Raw genomic sequence first — 19,824 nt, 5'->3', positions numbered from 1 at the left:
ACCTGGGGTGAGTGCTAACATCGCCAGACTTTTTCAGACCAATCAATAACTTAAGAGGTCTCTCATGAGCATCAAGCCGCTGCACGACCGCGTTGTGGTCAAGCCGATCGAAGCCGACGAAATCTCCGCCGGTGGCATCGTCATTCCGGATTCGGCCAAGGAAAAGTCCACCAAGGGTGAAGTCGTGGCCGTCGGCCCGGGCAAGCCGCTGGACAACGGCAGCGTGCGCGCTCCGTCGCTGAAGGTCGGCGACAAGGTCATCTACGGCCAGTACGCCGGCAGCTCGTACAAGAGCGAAGGCGTCGAGTACAAGGTCCTGCGCGAAGACGACGTGCTCGCCGTCATCGGCTGAGCCCCGGCGCGACCTGCTTCAACCTGATCCCCAAATCCCAGCCGCCGGGCCCGGTCCGGCGCTACCAATGAGGTAATTGCAATGGCTGCCAAGGATATTCGTTTCGGTGAAGACGCCCGTTCGCGCATGGTGCGCGGCGTCAACGTTCTTGCCAATGCCGTCAAGGCCACCCTGGGCCCGAAGGGCCGCAACGTCGTGCTGGAAAAGAGCTTCGGTGCTCCGACCATCACCAAGGACGGCGTTTCCGTCGCCAAGGAAATCGAACTGGCTGACAAGTTCGAGAACATGGGCGCGCAGATGGTGAAGGAAGTCGCTTCCCGCACCAACGACGACGCTGGCGACGGCACCACCACCGCCACCGTGCTGGCCCAGGCCCTGATCCGCGAAGGTGCCAAGGCCGTGGCCGCCGGCATGAACCCGATGGACCTGAAGCGCGGTATCGACAAGGCCGTCGTGGCCGCCGTCTCCGAGCTGAAGAACATCTCCAAGCCGACCGCCGACGACAAGGCGATCGCCCAGGTCGGTACCATCTCGGCCAACTCGGACGAGTCGATCGGCCAGATCATCGCTGACGCGATGAAGGAAGTCGGCAAGGAAGGCGTGATCACCGTTGAAGAAGGCTCGGGCCTGGACAACGAGCTGGACGTGGTCAAGGGCATGCAGTTCGACCGCGGCTACCTGTCCCCGTACTTCATCAACAACCAGCAGTCGCAGACCGCTGACCTGGATGACCCGTTCATCCTGCTGCACGACAAGAAGATCTCCAACGTCCGTGACCTGCTGCCGGTGCTGGAAGGCGTCGCCAAGGCCGGCAAGCCGCTGCTGATCGTTGCCGAAGAAGTCGAAGGCGAAGCGCTGGCCACCCTGGTCGTCAACACCATCCGTGGCATCGTCAAGGTCGTGGCCGTCAAGGCTCCGGGCTTCGGCGACCGTCGCAAGGCGATGCTGGAAGACATGGCCGTGCTGACCGGCGGCACCGTGATCTCCGAAGAAGTTGGCCTGTCGCTGGAAAAGGCCACCATCAAGGACCTGGGCCGCGCCAAGAAGGTGCAGGTCTCCAAGGAGAACACCACCATCATCGATGGCGTGGGTGACAAGGCTGCCGTCGACGCACGCGTCGGCCAGATCAAGACCCAGATCCAGGACACCTCCTCGGATTACGACCGCGAGAAGCTGCAGGAACGCGTGGCCAAGCTGGCCGGCGGCGTTGCCGTGATCAAGGTCGGTGCTTCGACCGAAATCGAAATGAAGGAAAAGAAGGATCGCGTCGACGACGCCCTGCACGCTACCCGTGCAGCCGTTGAAGAAGGCGTGGTCCCGGGCGGCGGCGTGGCCCTGGTCCGTGCGGTCACCGCACTGGCCGGCCTGAAGGGTGCCAACGAAGACCAGAACCACGGCATCCAGATCGCCCTGCGCGCGATGGAAGCCCCGCTGCGCGAAATCGTGGCCAACGCCGGTGAAGAGCCGTCGGTCATCATCAACAAGGTCAAGGAAGGCACCGGCAGCTTCGGCTACAACGCCGCCACCGGCGAGTTCGGCGACATGCTGCAGTTCGGCATCCTGGACCCGACCAAGGTGACCCGTTCGGCGCTGCAGAACGCGGCCTCGATCGCTGGCCTGATGATCACCACCGAAGCCATGGTTGCCGAAGCTCCGAAGAAGGACGAGCCGGCCATGGGTGGCGCCGGTGGCATGGGCGGCATGGGTGGCATGGGCGGCATGGACTTCTAAGTCCCCACGTTCGCCCCGCAATGAAAAACCCCGCCGCAAGGCGGGGTTTTTTTGTGGCCGGCTGCAATGGCATCGCTTTCCGAGCGGCTCATCCTGCGTCCTGCAGGGTGTGTGTGCCTGCTGCCTGCGGCGTCATCAGTGCTGCATGCAACCAGGTCATGAAAGCAGGTATCGCAGCGTTGGCCTCGCCGTCCGCACGCGTCACCGCGTAGTAGGCAAAGGCCTGTGGCCAGGGCTGGTCAATCACCACCTGCAGCCGGCCATTGGCGAGTTCTTCGGCCGCATGGATGTCGCGCACCAGGGCGATGCCTTGCCCGGCCACCGCCGCGCGGATCAGCAACAGGTCGTCATCGAACGCAGGGCCGCGCTCCAGTCGTTCATCGACGGGCAGATCCAGTGCCTGGAACCACAGCCGCCAGTCGCTGCGGTCGGCGTCCTGCAGCAGCGGCAGCTGCAGGCAATCCTGCACTGTACCCACGGCAGGCGCGCTGGCCAGCAGCGCAGGGCTGGCCACCGGCAGCAGTACCGGTGCCATCAGGTGCTCGGCATGCAGGCCAGGGTAGCGGCCCAGTCCATGACGGATCGCGATGTCCACCCCCTCGCGGCGCAGGTCGACCAACGCCGCGCTCGAGTCCAGCTGCACGTCCACCTGCGGATGCAACGCACTGAACCCGCCCAGTCGCGGCGCCAACCACTGTGCGGCGAAGCTCGGTGCCGCGCTGATGCGTAGCGTGCACCGTGTTTCCCAGCGTTCGAGTGTCTGCAGGCTCTGTGCGATCTGATCGAAGGCCTGCAGCAGCTCCGGATACACACGCGCGCCGGCTGCACTGAGCACCACGCCATGCCGGGTGCGGTCGAACAGGCTCACGCCCAGCCGCTCCTGCAGCTGTCGAAGCTGCTGGCTGATTGCACCAGGTGTCACCCCCATCGCATCGGCGGCGGTGGTCAGGCTGCCATGTCGGCCGGTTTCAACGAAGGCCCGCAGGCCCAGCAGCGGCAGCACCGCACCCATCTCAACTCTCCTGTAACCGCGTCGGCACGCGCCGCGCTGCGACAGCATATCGACCGCACTGCAGGCTGTCGCGCGCGCGTCGCGCACGTTGAGCCCCGCTCAACTCCTCGTGCAGGAGACATCGTTTCCCCGCGACGCAGGCCTTTCCTAGACTGCCTGCACGGCTGCTGCAGCGCCCGTTCCCGCATCGCCCGGCCACCTTCAACGGCCGATGCATGCCGTCGCTCCCTGCCGTCCAGGATTCCCATGAACGAACCTTCGCTGCACCTGTACTCCGACAGTTCTCCCAATGGCTTCAAGGCCACCATCGCACTGGAAGAGCTTGGCCTGCCGTATCGCCTTCACCACGTCCACATCGCCGATGGCGAACATCGCCATCCCGACTTCCTGCGGCTCAATCCGCATGGGCGCATTCCGGTGCTGGAAGATCGCGCGCGCGGCCTCGTTGTCTTCGAATCGGCGGCGATCCTGATGTACCTGGCCGAACAGGGCAATGCGTTGCTGCCTTCCGAACCGGCTGCGCGCTGGGAGACGCTGACCTGGCTGATGTTCCATGCCGCCAGCGTCGGCCCGATCCTCGGCCAGCGCGTGCACTTCGAGCATTTTGCACAACAGCCCGATTCCGCGGCAATCGAACGCTACCGCCGCCTGAGCGACGACCTGTTCGCGGTACTCGACCAGCGTCTGCAGGGACGCGAGTGGTTGGCTGGCGATCACTACTCGATTGCCGATATCGCCCACTTCGGCTGGCTGCACATCGCCCGCATCATCGACATCGATTTCTCGCGGCATCGCCATCTGGATGCGTGGTACGCGCGGGTTGCAGCACGCCCTGCGGTACAGCGCGGCGTGCAGCTGCCCGAGCCGGCCACCGGTCCGTAAGGAGGCGATGCTGATGAATGATTCCATTGCGATGCCGGGCGCGTCGGCGCCGGTCTTTGCCGCGCACCCGGGCTACCAGCGCATGTTCCGCGCCGACGCGCTGACCCTGGGCATCTACCTGCCGCTGCGCTTCTACCAGGGCGACATGGCCGTGCTGCAGGGCCAGGCGCGGCTGGTGGAGGAGATCGACCGCCACGACTTTGCCGCGGTATGGGTGCGCGACGTGCCGCTGTTCGATCCGCTGTTCGGTGATGCAGGCCAGCTGTTCGATCCATTCACCTACCTTGCGTGGCTGGCAGCGCGCACGCAGCGCGTGGCCCTGGCCACCGGCAGCGTGGTGCTGCCACTGCGCCATCCGATCGATCTGGCCAAGGCCGCGGCGTCGCTCGATCAGCTGTCCGGTGGGCGGCTGGTGATGGGTGTGGCGTCCGGTGATCGACCGCTGGAGTTCCCGGCCTATGGACTGGAGCACGCGGCGCGCGGAGAGCGTTTCGCCACCGCAATGAACGAGATGCGCCGTTGGCTGCAGCCGGGCACGGATGGGCGGATGACACATGCCGGTGCCGAGCAGGGCGTGCAGTTGCTGCCGCCCACGGTCAGTGGCCGCGTTCCGCTGGTTGTCACCGGTGGCGCACGTCAGCCACTGGAGTGGATCGGCCAGCATGCCGATGGGTGGCTGACCTATCCAGAGGCCACCCATGACAACGCCGGTCCGCAGCGGCTGGCCGCGAAGATCGGCGCCTGGCGCGCGCTGATTCCGGATGGCGGCTTCCGTCCGCACATGACCAACGAATGGATCGACCTGGTGGACGATCCGGATCATCCACGCATGCCGCTGCGGGGGGGCTTCACCCTGCGCACCGGCCGCAAGGGCCTGATCGATCTGCTGCAGGCCTGGCAGCGGGCCGGCGTCAACCATGCCGCGCTGGGCATCCAGTTCGCCGAGCGGCCTGCCGGCGAGGTGCTGCAGGAGATGGCTGAAGAAGTGCTGCCCTTGTTCCCGTCGCACCCGGGGCCGGCGCCGCAGGTGATGGACTGGTAGCACGTTCGCAGGCGCCGGCCGCTGCTCAGTTGGCCGGCCGACGCAGGCAGATCCTTGCGGCGGCGGCACCGATGTCCACCTGGCCGCCGCGCATTGCGTCGGCACCGAGGATCAGCGCCGGCCGTGCCTCCAGGCCAATGGCCTTGAATACCGGCAGCTCGCTGATCCGTACTTCCATCGGGGGATGTCGCCAGCCAGCGCTGGCCATGCTGGGCAGGGTGTACAGCCAGGTGGCCTGGCTTCCGCCACCCAGGCCTTCAGTGCCTTTCCCGCGAACACGCACGCGCTGGTCGCTGCCGTCGGTATGCACGCCCAATGCGCGTGCGGCTTCGGCATTGAGCACGGTCTGCGCCGCGCCGGTATCGATTACGGCGATGGCTTCCACACCGGCATCACCCAGTGCCACCGTGATGAAACCGAAGTGGCGCAATCCAGCCTTGCGATCCGGCAGCGCGTTGGCCTGGCACCCGTTTCCATCCAGCGCGAGCCGGCCCGGGGTCCACAGCGCGAGCTCTTGGCGGCCGAAGTCCCAGCGGGTATCCCAGCGTCCGGTCAGGTCATTGCCAACCAGGCCATCAATGACCGCCTCATCATCCTTCGCCAACGAGGACAGATCGGCCTGAACGCCACTGGCCTGCAGCTGCCAGCTGCCCAGCCGCCAGGACGTGGTACGCATCCGTCGCAGCTGGGCCGTCTTCGCACTGGCACCCTGCGCATGCGACACCGCTGCATCGGCGTCCTCCAGACCATAGCGCCGGGTCACGCGGTCATCCACCAGGGTCGCACCGGCTGCACTGTCGACCACGAAGCGCAACGGCTCCGCACGCCCGTCCAGCGAGACGGCCACGGCCGGATGCCCGCCCTGCATCCACATCGGCAGCACGTGTTCGGGGGCATCGCCTGCCAGCGCAGGCAGCGGGAGGGCAAGCAGGGGAAGCAGGGTGAGGCGCAAGGGGCATCTCCGTTGTGATCGATGACGACCATTGGCGCGCGCTGGCGTATCGCGGGAATATCGGCGCTGATACCGTCCTGATACACAACGGCCCGATACTGACCCCATGAACGCTCCCGCCCGGGTCATCGTTGTCGATGACGACGCCAGCATCCGTGATGCCATCGCCGACTGCCTGCAGCTGCATGGCTACGATGTGCGGGTGGCGGGCGGTGCGGCAGCGTTGGATGTGCTGCTGCAGGCCGAGCGCCCGGACGTGATCATCCTCGACTGGATGATGCCCGGCGAGGATGGCCTGTCGGTCTGCCGCCGGCTGCAGGCGCGGGCGATCCCGATCCTGATGCTGTCGGCGATGGGCAGCGCGCCGGACCGGGTGATCGGTCTGGAGATGGGGGCAGACGACTACCTGGCCAAACCGTTTGATCCGCGTGAGCTGCTGGCACGGGTGCGGGCGCTGTTGCGCCGCCAGCACAAGCTGCGTGAGCAGGTGGCCAACGAGCTGCGCTTTTCTGGATGGCGGTTGCTTCCTGGGCAGCGCCGCCTGATCACGCCGGATGGCGCTGAGCTGGCCTTGAGCCGTGGTGAATTCTCCCTGCTGCTGGTGCTGGCCGAGCGCCCCGGGCGGGTGCTCGGCCGCGAGCAGTTGCTGCAGCTGATGCACGGCGAACCCAGCGACAGCGTCGATCGTGCCATCGATCTGGCGATCAGCCGGTTGCGCCGCAAGCTGGGACACGCTGTGCCCGGCGCTGAAACCCTGGTGCAGACACTGCGCGGGGAAGGCTATCGCTTCGGTACCGAGGTCCAGGTGCTGTGAATACGCGCTGGTCCACTGCGCGCTGGATCGCGGTGCTGGCCCTGGCCAGCCTGTTGCTGGCCACCCTGGTCAGCGTCGCGGTGGTGGGCTGGATGCCACGCCCCGCGCCGCCGCCGATGCGGTTGGACCAGGCCACGCAGGTGCTGCGGGGGGAACAGGCGCCGGCGTCGCTGGGCCTGCATCTGGCGACGCAGGCAGCGCCGCCGCAAGGCAGCGCCAGCGACTGGCTTACGCAGCTGGCGGCGCTGCAGCTGGGCTCGCCGGTGGAGGATGTTCGGCTGGTATGGAGTGGACAAGGCAAGGCGCCCGATGTGCAGATCATCGAAGGTGGCGCGGTGCTGGATGCCACGGCGCGGGCCGGCGTACTGAAGGCGCAGTCAGCAGTGCTGACCGCCATGCAATGGCCGCCGTTCGAACTGGGCGTGCGCCAGGCCGATGGCCGTTGGCGGGTGGTGGGCAGCGATCACAGCGATCTGGCGGCCTGGCGCCGCCAGGTGGTGCTTGCCCTGCTGGGCGGTGCCGTACTGCTGGCGCCGTTGGCAGCATGGGCGTCAATCCGCTTGGGGCGCCCGTTGCGACGCTTGGCCGAAGCCAGTGCACGTGTGGATCTGCAGGCCGACACACCCTTGCCGGATGACGGCCCGCGCGAAGTGCAGGTGCTGGCTGCGGCGATCAGCGCGGGTCGTGGGCGGCTGCGCGAACAGGCACAGGACATGACCCGCATGCTGGCTGCTGTAGCGCACGACCTGCGCACGCCGCTGACCGGCCTGCGCCTGCGTGCGGAGTTCGCACCACCGGCACAGGCCGCACGGATGGTGGCCGACATCGAACGCATGGATACGATGATCGAGCAGGTGCTCGACTACGCACGCGGCGAACTGCAACCGCTGGAGTTGCGGCGGCTTGACCTGGCGGCGTTGCTGGAAGAGTGCGTGCAGAGTGCTCTCCTGCGCGGCATCGAAATCTCCGCCGAGGGACCGGACGTGCTGCCTTGGCAGGGCGATGCGCTCCTGCTGCGGCGGGCGATCGACAACCTCATCGACAACGCCGCTCGCTATGCCGGCGCAGTGGAACTGCGGGTCGCGGTGGTGGGGCGCAGGGCGCAGCTGGATGTGATGGACCGCGGACCGGGCATCGCCGAGGGCGACCGTGTACGCCTGCTGCAACCGTTCCAGCGCAGCGAGAGTTCGCGCAGTCGCGCCACCGGCGGAGCGGGACTTGGGCTGGCAGTGGCGGCCAACGTGGCACGGCGGCATGCAGGCGAACTGCAGCTGCTGCAACGTGATGGCGGTGGATTGATCGCCCGCCTGCTGCTGGGGACGGCTCCCTGACAGCACGTACGGATTGACGCGGCCCCGCCCTTTCGATTTATGATTAGGCGCCTAATCATATCGGTATGGATGATGATCGAAGCCAAGCACAATGCCCTGCTGGAAGAGGCGCTGCGACGCGGCCATGCCAATGTCGCGCAGCTGCGCCTGTGCTTCCAGCTGCTGTCGTTGTCGTCGTCCATCGACCACGATTGCGCCACCCGGCTGGCGCCACATGGGCTCAGCGAAGGGCGCTTCATCGTGCTGTTCCTGCTGCACGGCGCCGGTGGCACGCTGCCGCCCCATGAGCTTGCCGAGCGCGCTGGCGTCACCCGCGCCACCATCAGCGGCCTCCTCGATGGCCTGCAGCGCGAAGGCCAGCTGCAGCGGCGCAGCGACCCCGAAGATGGCCGTCGTCTCCAGATCGTGTTGACCGCACAGGGAAAACGCTTGGCCGAGACGCTGTTCGATCAGCACACGCAGTGGATCGGTGGCCTGTTCAATGGTCTGGACACCGATGAACAGCAGCAGCTGTCGCGGTTGCTGCACAAGGTCTGGCAGCACACCGCTGCTGGACGAGAGCCCGCAGCATGAGCCCGGCGATTGCGGCGGAACGGCTGCATGAACTCAACACCGGCAACGTCCCCGCCACCCATCTGGGCGAATGCCTGGCAGTGGATTTCGCCGCACTGCTGCAGGTGGTGGCGCCTGCGCTTGCGCCGGAAGCGCTGCAGCGCATGCGGGATGCCTCAGGCAAGGGCATCACGCTGCGCATGGCCTTGGCCGCGCAACTGCTGCGTGAGGCGGGGCAGGGCGCGCCTCTGCTCTGGCAGCATCACCGCTCCGATACCGTGCGCGGCTGGGCCTGCTACCTGATCGGCAGTGATGCCCGCGCAACGTTGGCAGAGAAGCTGCAGCAGATGCGCACGCTGGCCGATGACCCACACTTCGGTGTGCGCGAATGGGCGTGGCTGGCGCTACGCACGGACATCGTTGCCGCGCCGATGCAGGCGCTTGAGTACCTGCAACCGTGGACGCTGGAAGCGTCGCCGTACTTGCGTCGCTTCGCCTGTGAAGCACTGCGTCCGCGCGGTGTCTGGGCCACGCATATCGCGCTGTTCAAGCAGCACCCGGAGCATGCTTCCGCGCTGCTGGAAGCACTGGCTGACGACCCGGAACGCTACGTGCAGGACTCAGTCGGCAACTGGCTCAATGACGCCGGCAAGACTCGGCCGCAGTGGCTGCGCGAGCTGTGCACGCGTTGGCAGCACGAGCGCCACAGCGACGCCAACACCTACATCCGCAAACGCGCACTGCGCTCGTTCCGGTAGTGCCGGCCGCTGGCCGGCAACCCCGCAACCTCGTAAACCTCAAGGAAGAACCTCATGTCCCATACCTTCATCGAGCTCTACACCGCCACACCTGCCTGGACCACACTCCCACCCGAGCAGCGGAATGCCTTCTTCGCCCGTATCGGAGCCGGCATGCAGCAGTTCGATCCAGCCCGCATCACGCCGCTGGCGATGGGCCGCATTGCCACGGACGTACCGCACGGCAGCGATGAGCAGTTCTATGCGGTCTGGCGCTGCGCCAGCCGCGAGGAGGTCGATGCGCTGGTCGCCGGCATTGCCGCGACCGGCTGGCATGCGTACTTCACCACTACCCATGCGATAGGCGCGACGGACAGCATGGCCCAGCACCTGGCCGACCTGGCGGGGTTGTAGCGGCGTGGCAGACGCCGACAGATCCCGGTCCTCGGCATGAGTGGCACATGCGCCTGTCACCCAGACACGGTAAACAGGACATTGCCCATGTCCATCCGCAGGGAAGTCGATCATGCAGAGCACGCTCCAGGTCACGCTGTTCGGCCCTCTTGGCGACAGTCCGGCGTTGCAGTTGCCGGGGCTGGAAGGGCCGTCGGTGGCCATCCCGGAATCGGCCCTGCGGCGGTTGGTTTCCGACCTCTACACCGCGCGTTCCCTGCTCAACCCCGAGCAGCTGGACGAAGCCAGGCAGGAGCTGGACCGCGTGCTGGAGCGCTGGGCCGACATCCATGAGGGCCTGCTGCTGGACGTGGAAGTGCATGGTAAATGAGCAACTTCGCGTGGCTGCCGCCGCGTAGGCAGGGCTGGCGCGCACCTCGCTGAACCGCGTCCCCAGTTGCGGATGAAACATTTTGCACTGCGCAAAAGCTGTGCTATCAATAGATCCCATGAACGCAGCCGCCACCCGCTTTTACTGGTATTACTTTCCGAAGCCACTGGCGGAGGAAGGACTGCGCTCACCCTGAAGAAAGCTTCAGACGCATTCCCGAAAGCCGCCAGCGAACCTGGCGGCTTTTTTCATGCCGCCACGCTGGGGACCCCCAACGTTCCGGAGATCTCCCGCAATGCCCCCGCACACCGACGACCTGCGTATCCGCACCATCGAACCGCTGACACCGCCTGCCCAGCTGCTGGCGATGCTGCCCTGTGACGATGAAGCCTCCGACACCGTCAGCGCCTCGCGCGCGGCCCTGCACCAGATCCTGCATGGCCGTGACGACCGCCTGGCGGTGGTGGTTGGCCCATGCTCGATCCACGACCCGAAGGCCGCCATCGAGTACGCCCAGCGCCTGAAGCCGCTGCGTGACGCGCTGGCCGGTGAGCTGGAGATCGTCATGCGCGTGTACTTCGAGAAGCCGCGCACCACGGTGGGCTGGAAGGGCCTGATCAACGACCCGGACCTGGACGGCAGCTTCAAGATCGACAAGGGCCTGCGCATCGCCCGCGGCCTGCTGCGCGACATCAACAAGCTCGGCCTGCCGGCCGGTGTCGAGTTCCTCGACGTGATCTCGCCGCAGTACATCGCCGACCTGGTGGCATGGGGCGCGATCGGCGCACGCACCACCGAAAGCCAGGTGCATCGCGAGCTGGCGTCGGGGCTGTCGTGCCCGGTCGGCTTCAAGAACGGCACCGATGGCAACGTGAAGATCGCCGCTGACGCGGTGGGTGCGGCGTCCAATCCTCATCACTTCCTGTCGGTCACCAAGCAGGGCGGTACCGCCATCGTGTCGACCACCGGCAACCCGGATTGCCATGTGATCCTGCGCGGCGGCAAGCAGCCGAACTACGACGCAGGCAGTGTTGCCGAGGCCTGCCAGGTGCTGGCCAAGGCCAAGCTGCCGACGCGTCTGATGATCGACGCCAGCCATGCCAACAGCCTGAAGAACCCGGAGAACCAGCCGAAGGTGATCGACGACATCGCCGTTCAGCTGGAAGACGGCGAACAGCGCATCGTTGGCGTGATGATCGAGAGCCATCTGGTCGGTGGCCGCCAGGAACTGGTGGAAGGCCAGCCGCTGGTCTATGGGCAGAGCATCACCGATGGCTGCATCGACTGGGACACCACCGTGACGGTGCTGGAGCGACTGGCTGCGGCCGTGCGCGCCCGTCGCAACGTGAAGGTGTCCGAAGCAGCTTGATGGAAGCCGCCTGAGTGCGGCGCGTGTGTGGATGGCGGCCAGCGCCTGCGGGGGTGCGGCCGCGATCAGGGCCGGTCGGAGTTGGAGACCGGCCCATCTGCACCGGCGATGCGCCTGGCGCTGCGCATGAGCGACAGCGCCAGGTACATCGCCGGGGTGGCAGTAGATCCACGCCATGCGTGGACGATTCGCCGTCCCCGGCAATGACGGCTACGACCCGCTGGAGGCCACATTTGTCGCGGGCCCGTCGGGTCGCACCCGGCACGCCAAGTGGTCCAGTCCGCACAGTGCGATGATCCGCCTTGGACACGTAGAGTCGAGCTTGCTCGACTGCGGAAAAACGTGCACCAACGGCAGTCGAGCAAGCTCGACTCTACTCAAGGTCCGCAGTAGATCCACGCCATGCATGGATGTGGGCCACAATGCGATCACTTCTCCTTGCGGCTGCCGCCATGAAAGAACTGATCATCCCTGAAGCTGCCCAACGCGACGAATCTTCGGTCGAGATGATTCGCGTGTGGATCGCTGAGCGCGGGCTGCATGCATCATTGAAAGTGGGGCTGTACGAGGATCGCCCCGACATCCGCGAAGAACGTGCCTGGGGGCGAATTCTTGCCGACGTTGCCCAGCACGTTGCCGACGCGCTGGTGACCAGTGAGGGCATGGACCGTGACGTGGTGGTCGAGGCCATCAAGGCAGCCTTCAACGAGGAGCTGCAGGCGCCATCCAGCGGCCGGTCCGGCGGGTTCGTCGTGCGGCATTGACGGTAGATCCACGCCACGCGTGGATGAATTCCCCGCCCCACATTCACTGCTTCGCCCGAATCCTCGCCAACGCCAGATACATCGCCGGGGTCGTGTACAGCGTCAGCCACTGGCTGACCAGCAAGCCGCCGACAATCGCAATGCCCAGCGGTTGCCGCAGCTCCCAGCCTTCGCCGTTGGCCAGCATCAGCGGCAGCGTGCCCAGCAGCGCCGCCAGCGAGGTCATCAGGATCGGCCGCAGGCGCAACCGCGCGGCTTCCATCACTGAATCCTGCGCGCTCAGCCCGCGCCGCTCGCCGGCCAGCGCGAAATCCACCAGCAGGATGGTGTTCTTCATCACCACGCCCACCAGCAGGAACAGGCCGAGCAGGGCGATCAGGTTCAGCTCGTTGCCGAACAGCCACAGCGCCAGCAGCGCACCGACACCGGCCGAGGGCAGGGTGGACAGGATCACCAGCGGCTGCAGGAAGCTCTCGTAGAGGATGCCCAGCACCAGGTAGACCGCCAGCGTGGCGCCCAGCACCAGCCATAGCTGGCGCGCGCGCAGCTGATCCAGCCCGCCGGCTTCACCGGACAGTTTTCCCTGGACCGAACGCGGCAGCATCAGTTTCGACATCGCACCATCGATCGCCTGCGTGGCCTGTTCCAGGCCCATCCCCGGTGCCAGCGCGAACTCGATCCAGATCGAGGCGAACTGCTCGCTGTGGTACACCCGGTCCGGTGCCATGCCATAGCGCCAGCTGGCGATGCTCGACAGCGGAATGCGCTGGCCGTTGCCATCGATCACCTGCAGGCGTGACAGCGTGCCCGGGTCCTGGGTGTGCTTCGGGTCCAGCTCCATCACCACGCGGTACTGGTTGAGGCTGTCGTACAGCGTGGCGACCTGACGCTGGCTGAAGGAGTTGTTGAGCATGTTGGCGACGGTGCGCAGGTCCACGCCGTGGCGCGCGGCTGCTTCGCGGTCGATATCCAGCACCACCTGGCGCATGCCCGCTTCACCCTGTGCTTCCACGTCAACCAGTTCGGGCAGGCCACGCAGGGCGGCCGCCACCTTCGGCGCCCATTCGCGCAGCGGCGCGGTATCGGCCGACAGCAGCTGGAACTCGTACTTGCCACTGCTGCCTGCGCCCTCCAGGCGGATGTCCTGGTCGACCCACAGATAGAGATTGCCGCCGGGCAGCTTGGGCAGCCGCGCGCGCAGGCGGTCGATCACCTGTTGGCTGGACACCTTGCGCTCGGCCAGCGGCTTCATCTTGATCATGATGAAGGCGTTGTTGACCCCGTTGCTACCACCGATGTAGCCGATGATGTCCTCGATGGCCGGATCGGACAGCAACAGCTTCCTGTACGCATCGATCTTCGGTTGCATGGCCTGGAAGGACAGGCCGTCATCACCGCGCGCGAAGCCACGCAGCTGCGCGGTGTCCTGCTTGGGCACGATGCCCTTGGGCACCTGTTGGAACAACCAGGCGTTGAGGGCGATCACGGCCACGAACGCCAGCAACGGCCAGCGCAACCGGCGCATGCTCGCCTGCAGGGTGCGCAGGTAGGCGCCGCGCAGGCGCTCGAACAGTGCGTTGCTGCCGCGCTGCCAACGCGAGGGTTGCTGTGCGGCATCCACGAACAATCGTGCACACAGCATCGGCACCAGGCTCAGCGCGACCAGCACAGAGACCGTCATGGCCGCCACCAGGGTCAACGAGAATTCGCGGAACAGGCGTTCGACGAAGTCGTCCAGGAACAGGATGGAGACGAACACCACGGCCAGTGCAACGTTCATCGACAGCAGCGTGGCACCGACTTCCGATGCACCCCGTACTGCCGCCTGCCAGCGGTCGGCGCCCAGTTCGCGATGGCGGGCGATGTTCTCCAGCACCACGATGGCATCGTCCACCACCAGCACGGCGGCGACGATCAGCGCCATCAATGAAAGCGTATTGAGCGAGAAGCCCATCAGCGCGATCAGCGCCAGCGTGCCGAACAGCACCACCGGAATCGCCACGCTGGGGACCAGCGCTGCACGCCAGTGGCCGAGGAAGCCGAGCACCACCAGCACCACCAGTACGATCGCCAGCACCAGGGTGAGCTCTGCCTCATGCAGGGTGGCGCGGATCACCGGCGAGCGGTCCATCACCAGCCGCATGTCCACGCTGGAGGGCAACAGCGCATGCAGTTGCGGTAGCTGCGCCTGGATGGCATCAACGGTGGCGATGATGTTGGCGCCGGGTTGGCGGCTGACGATCAGCAGCACGGCGGGGCGTTCGTTGTGGAAGCCGCTGGCGTAACGGTCTTCCACGCCATCGGCAACGGCGGCGACATCGCCCAGCCGCAGCGTGCGGTCGTCGCTGACCTTCAATGCCAGTTCGCGGTACTGCGCGGCCTGGCGCAGCTGCAGCGGCGCTTCCAGCTGCCACTGCTGGCGGTCATCGCCCACGGCACCCAGCGGGCGCATGGCGTTGGCGCGGCCGATGGCCTGGGCCACGTCCTCCAGCGCCAGGCCTGCATGGTTCAGTGCATTCGGGTCCAGCGATACACGCACGGCGGGCAAGGCGCTGCCGCCCACCTGCACTTCGCCCACGCCCGGTACCTGCGACAGCTTCTGCGCCAGCACGGTGGAGGCCAGATCATACAGCTGGCCTGGCGAACGCGTGTCCGAGGTCAGTGCCAGCGCCAGGATCGGTGCCTGTGAGGGATTGACCTTGCGGTACTGCGGCATGCCGGGCATGCCACTGGGCAACTGCCCGCGTGCAAGATTGATGGCGGCCTGCACTTCACGCGCTGCCTCATCGATGTCGCGGCCGAGTACGAACTTCAGTTCGATCTGGGTCTGGCCCTGGGTGCTGGCCGAGTCGATGCGTGAGATGCCGGGCAGGCTGCCCAGTGCGCGCTCCAGCGGCGTGGCGACGGTGGCTGCCATCGACTCGGGCGAGGCGCCGGGCAGGCTGGCACTGACTTCAATGGCCGGGTAATCGACCTGTGGCAGCGGCGCCACCGGCAACAGGCGCAATGCCAGCAGGCCGGCCAGCACCAGCGCCACCGCCAGCAGGATCGTCGCTACCGGGCGCTGCACGCAGGCCTGCGCCAGGCGCGCGCTGGGGGTCACGCGCGCGCCTCGTCAACGGCCACCGGGGACGTCGCACGGCCACGCTGCAGGCGATCAAAGGCCAGGTAGATCACCGGCGTGGTGAACAGGGTCAGTACCTGGCTGACCAGCAGCCCCCCCACCATCACCCAGCCGAGTGGCTGCCGCAGCTCTGCGCCGGAACCACTGGCCAGCATCAGCGGGATTGCGCCGAACAGCGCGGCCAGCGTGGTCATCAGGATCGGCCGGAAGCGCAGCAGCGCGGCCTGATGGATCGCCTCGCGCGGTGACATGCCGCGTGTGCGCTGCGCGTCCAGCGCGAAGTCGATCATCATGATCGCGTTCTTCTTCACCAGGCCGATCAGCAGCACGATGCCGATCACCGCGATCAGGTCCAGGCTGCGTCCGCTTACCCACAGTGCCGCCAACGCACCGACGGTGGCCGAGGGCAGGGTGGAGAGGATGGTGATGGGGTGGATGAAGCTCTCGTAGAGCACGCCCAGCACGATGTACATCACCACCACCGCGGCCAGGATCAGCCACAGTGTGGACGACAGCGAGCTGCTGAAGGCCGCTGCGGCACCCTGCAGGCGAAGTTCGATGCTCTGCGGCAGGTTCACCTGTGCGCGCGCGGCGTGCACAGCCTCCACCGCTTCGCCCAGTGATGCGCCCGGGGCAAGGTTGAACGACAGCGTGGCCGCCGGGAACTGGCCGACATGGTTGCGCAGCAGAGCGGTCGGGCCCAGATCCACGCGTGCCACCGCACCCAGCGGCACGGTCTGCCCACTGCTGCTGCGCACACGCAGGCCCGTGATCGCCTCCGGCCCGGGCTGTCGTGAAGGATCGGCCTCCAGCACCACCCGGTACTGGCTGGCCTGGGTGAAGATGGTCGAAATCTGGCGCTGCCCATAGGCGTCGTACAGCGCATCGGCTACTGCTTCCACGCTCACGCCCAGGCGCGCCGCCGCATCGCGGTCGATCGCCACGCGCGCCTGCCGGCCCTGCATCTGCAGATCGCTGGCGACATCGCGCAGTGCAGGTTGCTGGCGTAGCGCCTGCAGCAGCTTCGGGGTCCAGCGTTCCAGTGTTTCAAGATCCGGCGTGGTCAGGGTGAACTGGTACTGGGTGCGGCTGATGCGGTCTTCGATGCCCAGCTCCTGTACCGGCTGCAGGTACAGGGTGATGCCGGGGATCTTCGACACGCGCTGTTGCAGGCGCGCCATCACCACGGCGGCGCCATCGCGGTCGCCGTGCGGTTTCAGCTCGATCAGCAGGCGGCCGGTATTGAGCGTGGCATTGTTGCCGTCCACGCCGATGTAGGACGAGACGCTGGCCACCGCCTCGTCGGCTTCGATGGCCGCCGCCAGCGCCTGCTGGCGCTCGCGCATCGCCTGGAATGAGATCGCCTGCGGCGCTTCGCTGATGCCCTGCACCAGGCCGGCATCCTGCACCGGGAAGAAACCCTTGGGCACGGCGAAGTACAGCGCCACGGTCAGTGCGAGGGTGGCAACGGTGGCCAGCAGCATCAGCGGCTGGCGCTGCAGCACCCAGCGCAGCTGGCGGTCGTAGAGGCCGATGACGCGGTCGAAGACATCGGGCGCATGTGCAGTCTTCGCGTGCGGCTTCAGGAACCGCGCGCACAGCATCGGCGTCAGCGTCAGCGAGACCACCAGCGAAATGCCGATGGCTACAGCCAGTGTCACTGCGAACTCATGGAACAGTGCACCCACCAGGTCGGCCATGAACAGCAGCGGGATCAGCACCGCGATCAGCGAAACAGTCAGCGACACCAGGGTGAAGCCGATCTCGGCTGCGCCTTTCAGCGCTGCATCGCGGGGGCTTTCGCCTTCCTCCAGATGGCGGGCGATGTTCTCCAGCATCACGATGGCATCGTCCACCACGAAGCCGGTGGCGATGGTCAGCGCCATCAGCGTGAGGTTGTTGAGCGAATAGCCGGCCAGCAGCATCACCGCGAAGGTGCCGATGAGCGACAGCGGCACCGCGACGCTGGGAATGAGCGTGGCCGGCAGATTGCGCAGGAACACCCAGGTGACCAGCACCACCAGGCCGATGGCCAGTACCAGTTCTTTCTGCACGCCGCGCACCGACGCGCGGATCGATTCGGTGCGGTCGCTCAGTACATTCATCTGCACGCCGGCGGGCAGCGTGGCCTGCAGCTGCGGCAGCAGCGTACGCACCTGCTCGACCACGGCGATCACGTTGGCGCCGGGCTGGCGCTGGATGTTCACCAGCACTGCCGGCGTGGTACCGCTCCACGCAGCCAACTGGCGGTTCTCGGCGCCATCGGCAATGGTGGCTACATCGCCCAGCCGCAGCGGCGCGCCGTCGCGCCAGGCCAGTACCAGGGCACGGTACTCATCCACGCTGCGCATCTGATCGTTGGCATCGAGCATCACCGCGCGGATCGGGCCATCGAAACTGCCCTTGGGCAGGTTGACGTTGGCGGCGGCGATGGCGGTGCGGATGTGGTCCATGCCCAGGTTGTTGGCGGCCAGCGCCGCTGGATTGACCTGGATGCGCACCGCCGGGCGCTGGCCCCCGGCCAGGCTGACCAGGCCGACGCCGGGCAACTGCGCCAGGCGCTGGGCGATGCGCGTATCCACCAGATCGTGCACCTGCGGCAGCGACAGGCCTTGCGAGGTCACCGCCAAGGTCAGGATGGGGGTGTCGGCCGGGTTGACCTTGCGGTACACCGGCGGCACCGGCAGGTCCCCGGGCAAGAAGCTGCCCGCCGCGTTGATGGCGGCCTGCACGTCCTGCTCGGCCACACCCAGCGACACCTCCAGCCCGAACTGCAGGGTAATGACCGAGGCGCCACCGGAACTGGTCGACGACAGTTGTTTCAGGCCGGGAATCTGGCCGAGCTGGCGCTCCAGCGGTGCGGTGATGGTGCGTGTGGTCAGTTCGGGGCTGGCCCCCGGATACAGCGTGGTGATCTGGATGATCGGGTAATCGACCTGCGGCAGCGCCGCCACCGGCAGCAGGCGATAGGCCAGCACGCCGGACAGCAGCAGCGCCACCATCAGGAGAGTCGTTGCGACCGGGCGCAGGATGAACGGGCGCGAGAGGTTCATGCGCCGGCCTTGGTCGCGGCCTCCTCGGTGATGATCTCCACCGCCGTGCCGTCTTCCAGCCCGTCGATGCCTTCGATCACCACCTTGTCCCCTGCGGCCAGCCCGGAGCGCACGGCCACGCGTCCATCATCGGCTGGACCGAGCACCACGGTGCGGCGCTGTGCCTTGCTGTCCTTGTCGACGATATGCACGTAGTTGCCCTGGCTGCCGAACTGCACGGCGGCATCGGGAATCAGCAGCGCGGGCTGCTCGCCCAGCTGCAGGCGGACGTTGACGAACTGGTTGGGGAACAGCGCCAGATCGTGGTTGTCGAAGTGCGCACGCAGTTTCAACGTGCCGGTGGTGGTATCGATGCGGTTGTCGACGCTGGACAGCGAGCCGCGGGCCAGCTGCCGGCGTTCTTCGCGGTCCCAGGTTTCCACCGCCAGTGCCGGTTGCGCCTGCACGGCATCGAGCAGCGCAGGCAGCTCGGGTTCGGGCACCGTGAACAGCACGCTGATCGGCGCGGTCTGCGCCAGCGTCACCAGGCCTTCGGCATCGCTGGCGCGCACCAGGTTGCCCACGTCCAAACGGCGCAGCCCGACGCGGCCACTGACCGGCGCGGTGATGCGGGTGTACTGCAGCTGCAGGCGCGCTTCATCAACAGACGCCTGATCGCTGAGGCGGCGGCCCTGCAGCTGGCGCACCTTGCTCTGCTGGTCGCTCAGTTCCTGCCCGGACACGTAGTTCTGCTTCTGCAGTTCGCGGTAGCGCTGCAGCTGGCGCTCGGCGTTTTCCAGCTCGGCCAGATTCTGCTGCTGGGTACCCTGCGCCTGTGCCAGCTTCACCTCATACGGGCGCGGGTCGATCTGCGCCAGCAGATCGCCGGCCTTCACCTGCTGGCCTTCCTGGAAATGCAGCCGCAGCAGTTCGCCATCCACGCGGCTGCGTACCACCACGCTGTGCAGCGGGGTGACCGTACCGACCGCCTTCAGGCGCAGCACCAGCGGCTCGGCGCTGGCGCGTGCCACGCGTACCGGCACCGTCTTGCCCGGCGCATCGTCGCTGCTGCCGGCACCATTCCGGGGCCACAGCCACCACGCCAGAACGGCGACGAGGGCGATGGCCAGCACCGCCCATAACAGGCGGGCACGACGGAAGCGGGAATTTTCGGCGACAGACATGGGGCATCCTGCGCCCTGCGCGCGCAGGGACATGCGGGCCCGTCGGCGCGTTCACGGCACCACGGGCAGCGGGGAGGGAGTTGTCTGGCGGGGCCGCGGGCGCGGCGTGGCTGGATGCCGTCGCGGCAGCGACGGGGTGACAATGGTAGCCAATCACCCCGG

At 66.8% G+C, this 19,824-nt stretch carries 17 protein-coding genes; 12 read left to right on the top strand and 5 right to left on the bottom strand.

What is annotated here, in order from left to right; translation table 11 throughout:
• The first annotated feature begins 64 nt into the window (after positions 1 to 64).
• Together SriyCCGPB3_RS19210 and groL are read left to right on the top strand one after the other, a co-directional pair.
• A complete protein-coding gene (locus SriyCCGPB3_RS19210; protein WP_006396661.1) occupies positions 65 to 352 on the top strand; it encodes a co-chaperone GroES in 288 nt (95 codons plus the stop codon).
• A gap of 81 nt (positions 353 to 433) precedes the next feature.
• On the top strand, positions 434 to 2,083 hold the full coding sequence (groL, locus tag SriyCCGPB3_RS19205) for a chaperonin GroEL (RefSeq protein ID WP_110713905.1): 1,650 nt from the start codon (positions 434 to 436) through the stop codon (positions 2,081 to 2,083).
• Positions 2,084 to 2,171: 88 nt separating this feature from the next.
• Here groL and SriyCCGPB3_RS19200 read toward each other — a convergent pair whose 3' ends face one another.
• Positions 2,172 to 3,095, bottom strand: a complete 924-nt coding sequence (locus SriyCCGPB3_RS19200; protein WP_153854640.1) for a LysR substrate-binding domain-containing protein — start codon at positions 3,093 to 3,095, stop codon at positions 2,172 to 2,174.
• 246 nt (positions 3,096 to 3,341) lie between these two features.
• On the opposite strand from SriyCCGPB3_RS19200, the gene SriyCCGPB3_RS19195 reads away from it, so the two are divergent.
• Both SriyCCGPB3_RS19195 and SriyCCGPB3_RS19190 read left to right on the top strand, forming a co-directional pair.
• Positions 3,342 to 3,977, top strand: a complete 636-nt coding sequence (locus SriyCCGPB3_RS19195) for a glutathione S-transferase family protein (RefSeq protein WP_350259629.1) — start codon at positions 3,342 to 3,344, stop codon at positions 3,975 to 3,977.
• Positions 3,978 to 3,990: 13 nt separating this feature from the next.
• On the top strand, positions 3,991 to 5,019 hold the full coding sequence (locus SriyCCGPB3_RS19190; protein WP_153854638.1) for an LLM class oxidoreductase: 1,029 nt from the start codon (positions 3,991 to 3,993) through the stop codon (positions 5,017 to 5,019).
• 25 nt (positions 5,020 to 5,044) lie between these two features.
• On the opposite strand, the gene SriyCCGPB3_RS19185 is transcribed toward SriyCCGPB3_RS19190, so the two are convergent.
• Positions 5,045 to 5,971, bottom strand: coding sequence for an aspartyl protease family protein (locus SriyCCGPB3_RS19185; protein ID WP_153854637.1), 927 nt, complete (start codon positions 5,969 to 5,971; stop codon positions 5,045 to 5,047).
• Positions 5,972 to 6,077: 106 nt separating this feature from the next.
• On the opposite strand from SriyCCGPB3_RS19185, the gene SriyCCGPB3_RS19180 reads away from it, so the two are divergent.
• The 8 genes from SriyCCGPB3_RS19180 (at position 6,078) to SriyCCGPB3_RS19145 (ending at position 12,322) form a co-directional block, all read left to right on the top strand.
• Positions 6,078 to 6,785 carry a response regulator transcription factor gene (locus SriyCCGPB3_RS19180; protein ID WP_097048632.1) on the top strand — a complete coding sequence of 236 codons (708 nt, stop codon included), beginning with the start codon at positions 6,078 to 6,080 and terminating at the stop codon, positions 6,783 to 6,785.
• Between the two features lie 32 nt (positions 6,786 to 6,817).
• Positions 6,818 to 8,116, top strand: coding sequence for a sensor histidine kinase (locus SriyCCGPB3_RS19175; RefSeq protein ID WP_180854027.1), 1,299 nt, complete (start codon positions 6,818 to 6,820; stop codon positions 8,114 to 8,116).
• Between the two features lie 72 nt (positions 8,117 to 8,188).
• Positions 8,189 to 8,689, top strand: coding sequence for a MarR family winged helix-turn-helix transcriptional regulator (locus tag SriyCCGPB3_RS19170; protein WP_153854636.1), 501 nt, complete (start codon positions 8,189 to 8,191; stop codon positions 8,687 to 8,689).
• Positions 8,686 to 9,426 carry a DNA alkylation repair protein gene (locus tag SriyCCGPB3_RS19165; protein WP_153854635.1) on the top strand — a complete coding sequence of 247 codons (741 nt, stop codon included), beginning with the start codon at positions 8,686 to 8,688 and terminating at the stop codon, positions 9,424 to 9,426. The genes SriyCCGPB3_RS19170 and SriyCCGPB3_RS19165 overlap by 4 nt, the downstream gene beginning before the upstream one ends.
• Positions 9,427 to 9,480: 54 nt before the next feature.
• Entirely contained in the window at positions 9,481 to 9,819 is a 339-nt protein-coding gene (locus SriyCCGPB3_RS19160) for a DUF6616 family protein (protein ID WP_153854634.1), read from the top strand.
• 112 nt (positions 9,820 to 9,931) lie between these two features.
• Positions 9,932 to 10,189, top strand: coding sequence for a hypothetical protein (locus SriyCCGPB3_RS19155; RefSeq protein WP_005414620.1), 258 nt, complete (start codon positions 9,932 to 9,934; stop codon positions 10,187 to 10,189).
• Between the two features lie 295 nt (positions 10,190 to 10,484).
• Positions 10,485 to 11,558: a 3-deoxy-7-phosphoheptulonate synthase gene (locus SriyCCGPB3_RS19150; protein WP_153854633.1), complete on the top strand. Its 1,074-nt coding sequence runs from the start codon at positions 10,485 to 10,487 to the stop codon at positions 11,556 to 11,558.
• A gap of 452 nt (positions 11,559 to 12,010) precedes the next feature.
• Positions 12,011 to 12,322 (top strand): DUF5076 domain-containing protein, encoded by a 312-nt coding sequence (locus SriyCCGPB3_RS19145; protein WP_080356512.1) that lies wholly within the window; start codon positions 12,011 to 12,013, stop codon positions 12,320 to 12,322.
• Between the two features lie 43 nt (positions 12,323 to 12,365).
• Here the strand turns inward: SriyCCGPB3_RS19145 and SriyCCGPB3_RS19140 are convergent, their stop codons facing one another.
• The 3 genes from SriyCCGPB3_RS19140 to SriyCCGPB3_RS19130 are packed head-to-tail and all read right to left on the bottom strand — an operon-like array spanning position 12,366 to position 19,662.
• Complete coding sequence (locus SriyCCGPB3_RS19140; protein WP_324187245.1) at positions 12,366 to 15,425, bottom strand: efflux RND transporter permease subunit; 3,060 nt, start codon at positions 15,423 to 15,425, stop codon at positions 12,366 to 12,368.
• Complete coding sequence (locus SriyCCGPB3_RS19135) at positions 15,422 to 18,499, bottom strand: multidrug efflux RND transporter permease subunit (RefSeq protein ID WP_153854632.1); 3,078 nt, start codon at positions 18,497 to 18,499, stop codon at positions 15,422 to 15,424. Before SriyCCGPB3_RS19135 ends, SriyCCGPB3_RS19140 begins: the two co-directional genes overlap by 4 nt.
• Positions 18,496 to 19,662, bottom strand: coding sequence for an MdtA/MuxA family multidrug efflux RND transporter periplasmic adaptor subunit (locus SriyCCGPB3_RS19130; RefSeq protein ID WP_012512239.1), 1,167 nt, complete (start codon positions 19,660 to 19,662; stop codon positions 18,496 to 18,498). Before SriyCCGPB3_RS19130 ends, SriyCCGPB3_RS19135 begins: the two co-directional genes overlap by 4 nt.
• Positions 19,663 to 19,824 lie beyond the last annotated feature (162 nt).

It is taken from the genome of Stenotrophomonas riyadhensis (assembly GCF_040256885.1).
GTDB lineage: Bacteria > Pseudomonadota > Gammaproteobacteria > Xanthomonadales > Xanthomonadaceae > Stenotrophomonas > Stenotrophomonas riyadhensis.
Note: the sequence above shows the minus strand (reverse complement) of the source record. Positions and strands in the feature narration are given on the sequence as shown.

Coding starts and splice junctions, on each gene's coding strand:
- SriyCCGPB3_RS19210 (WP_006396661.1), top strand. CDS start 65: ATGAGCATCAAGCCGCTGCACGACCGCGTTGTGGTCAAGCCGATCGAA.
- groL (WP_110713905.1), top strand. CDS start 434: ATGGCTGCCAAGGATATTCGTTTCGGTGAAGACGCCCGTTCGCGCATG.
- SriyCCGPB3_RS19200 (WP_153854640.1), bottom strand. CDS start 3,095: ATGGGTGCGGTGCTGCCGCTGCTGGGCCTGCGGGCCTTCGTTGAAACC.
- SriyCCGPB3_RS19195 (WP_350259629.1), top strand. CDS start 3,342: ATGAACGAACCTTCGCTGCACCTGTACTCCGACAGTTCTCCCAATGGC.
- SriyCCGPB3_RS19190 (WP_153854638.1), top strand. CDS start 3,991: ATGAATGATTCCATTGCGATGCCGGGCGCGTCGGCGCCGGTCTTTGCC.
- SriyCCGPB3_RS19180 (WP_097048632.1), top strand. CDS start 6,078: ATGAACGCTCCCGCCCGGGTCATCGTTGTCGATGACGACGCCAGCATC.
- SriyCCGPB3_RS19170 (WP_153854636.1), top strand. CDS start 8,189: ATGATCGAAGCCAAGCACAATGCCCTGCTGGAAGAGGCGCTGCGACGC.
- SriyCCGPB3_RS19165 (WP_153854635.1), top strand. CDS start 8,686: ATGAGCCCGGCGATTGCGGCGGAACGGCTGCATGAACTCAACACCGGC.
- SriyCCGPB3_RS19160 (WP_153854634.1), top strand. CDS start 9,481: ATGTCCCATACCTTCATCGAGCTCTACACCGCCACACCTGCCTGGACC.
- SriyCCGPB3_RS19155 (WP_005414620.1), top strand. CDS start 9,932: ATGCAGAGCACGCTCCAGGTCACGCTGTTCGGCCCTCTTGGCGACAGT.
- SriyCCGPB3_RS19150 (WP_153854633.1), top strand. CDS start 10,485: ATGCCCCCGCACACCGACGACCTGCGTATCCGCACCATCGAACCGCTG.
- SriyCCGPB3_RS19145 (WP_080356512.1), top strand. CDS start 12,011: ATGAAAGAACTGATCATCCCTGAAGCTGCCCAACGCGACGAATCTTCG.
- SriyCCGPB3_RS19135 (WP_153854632.1), bottom strand. CDS start 18,499: ATGAACCTCTCGCGCCCGTTCATCCTGCGCCCGGTCGCAACGACTCTC.
- SriyCCGPB3_RS19130 (WP_012512239.1), bottom strand. CDS start 19,662: ATGTCTGTCGCCGAAAATTCCCGCTTCCGTCGTGCCCGCCTGTTATGG.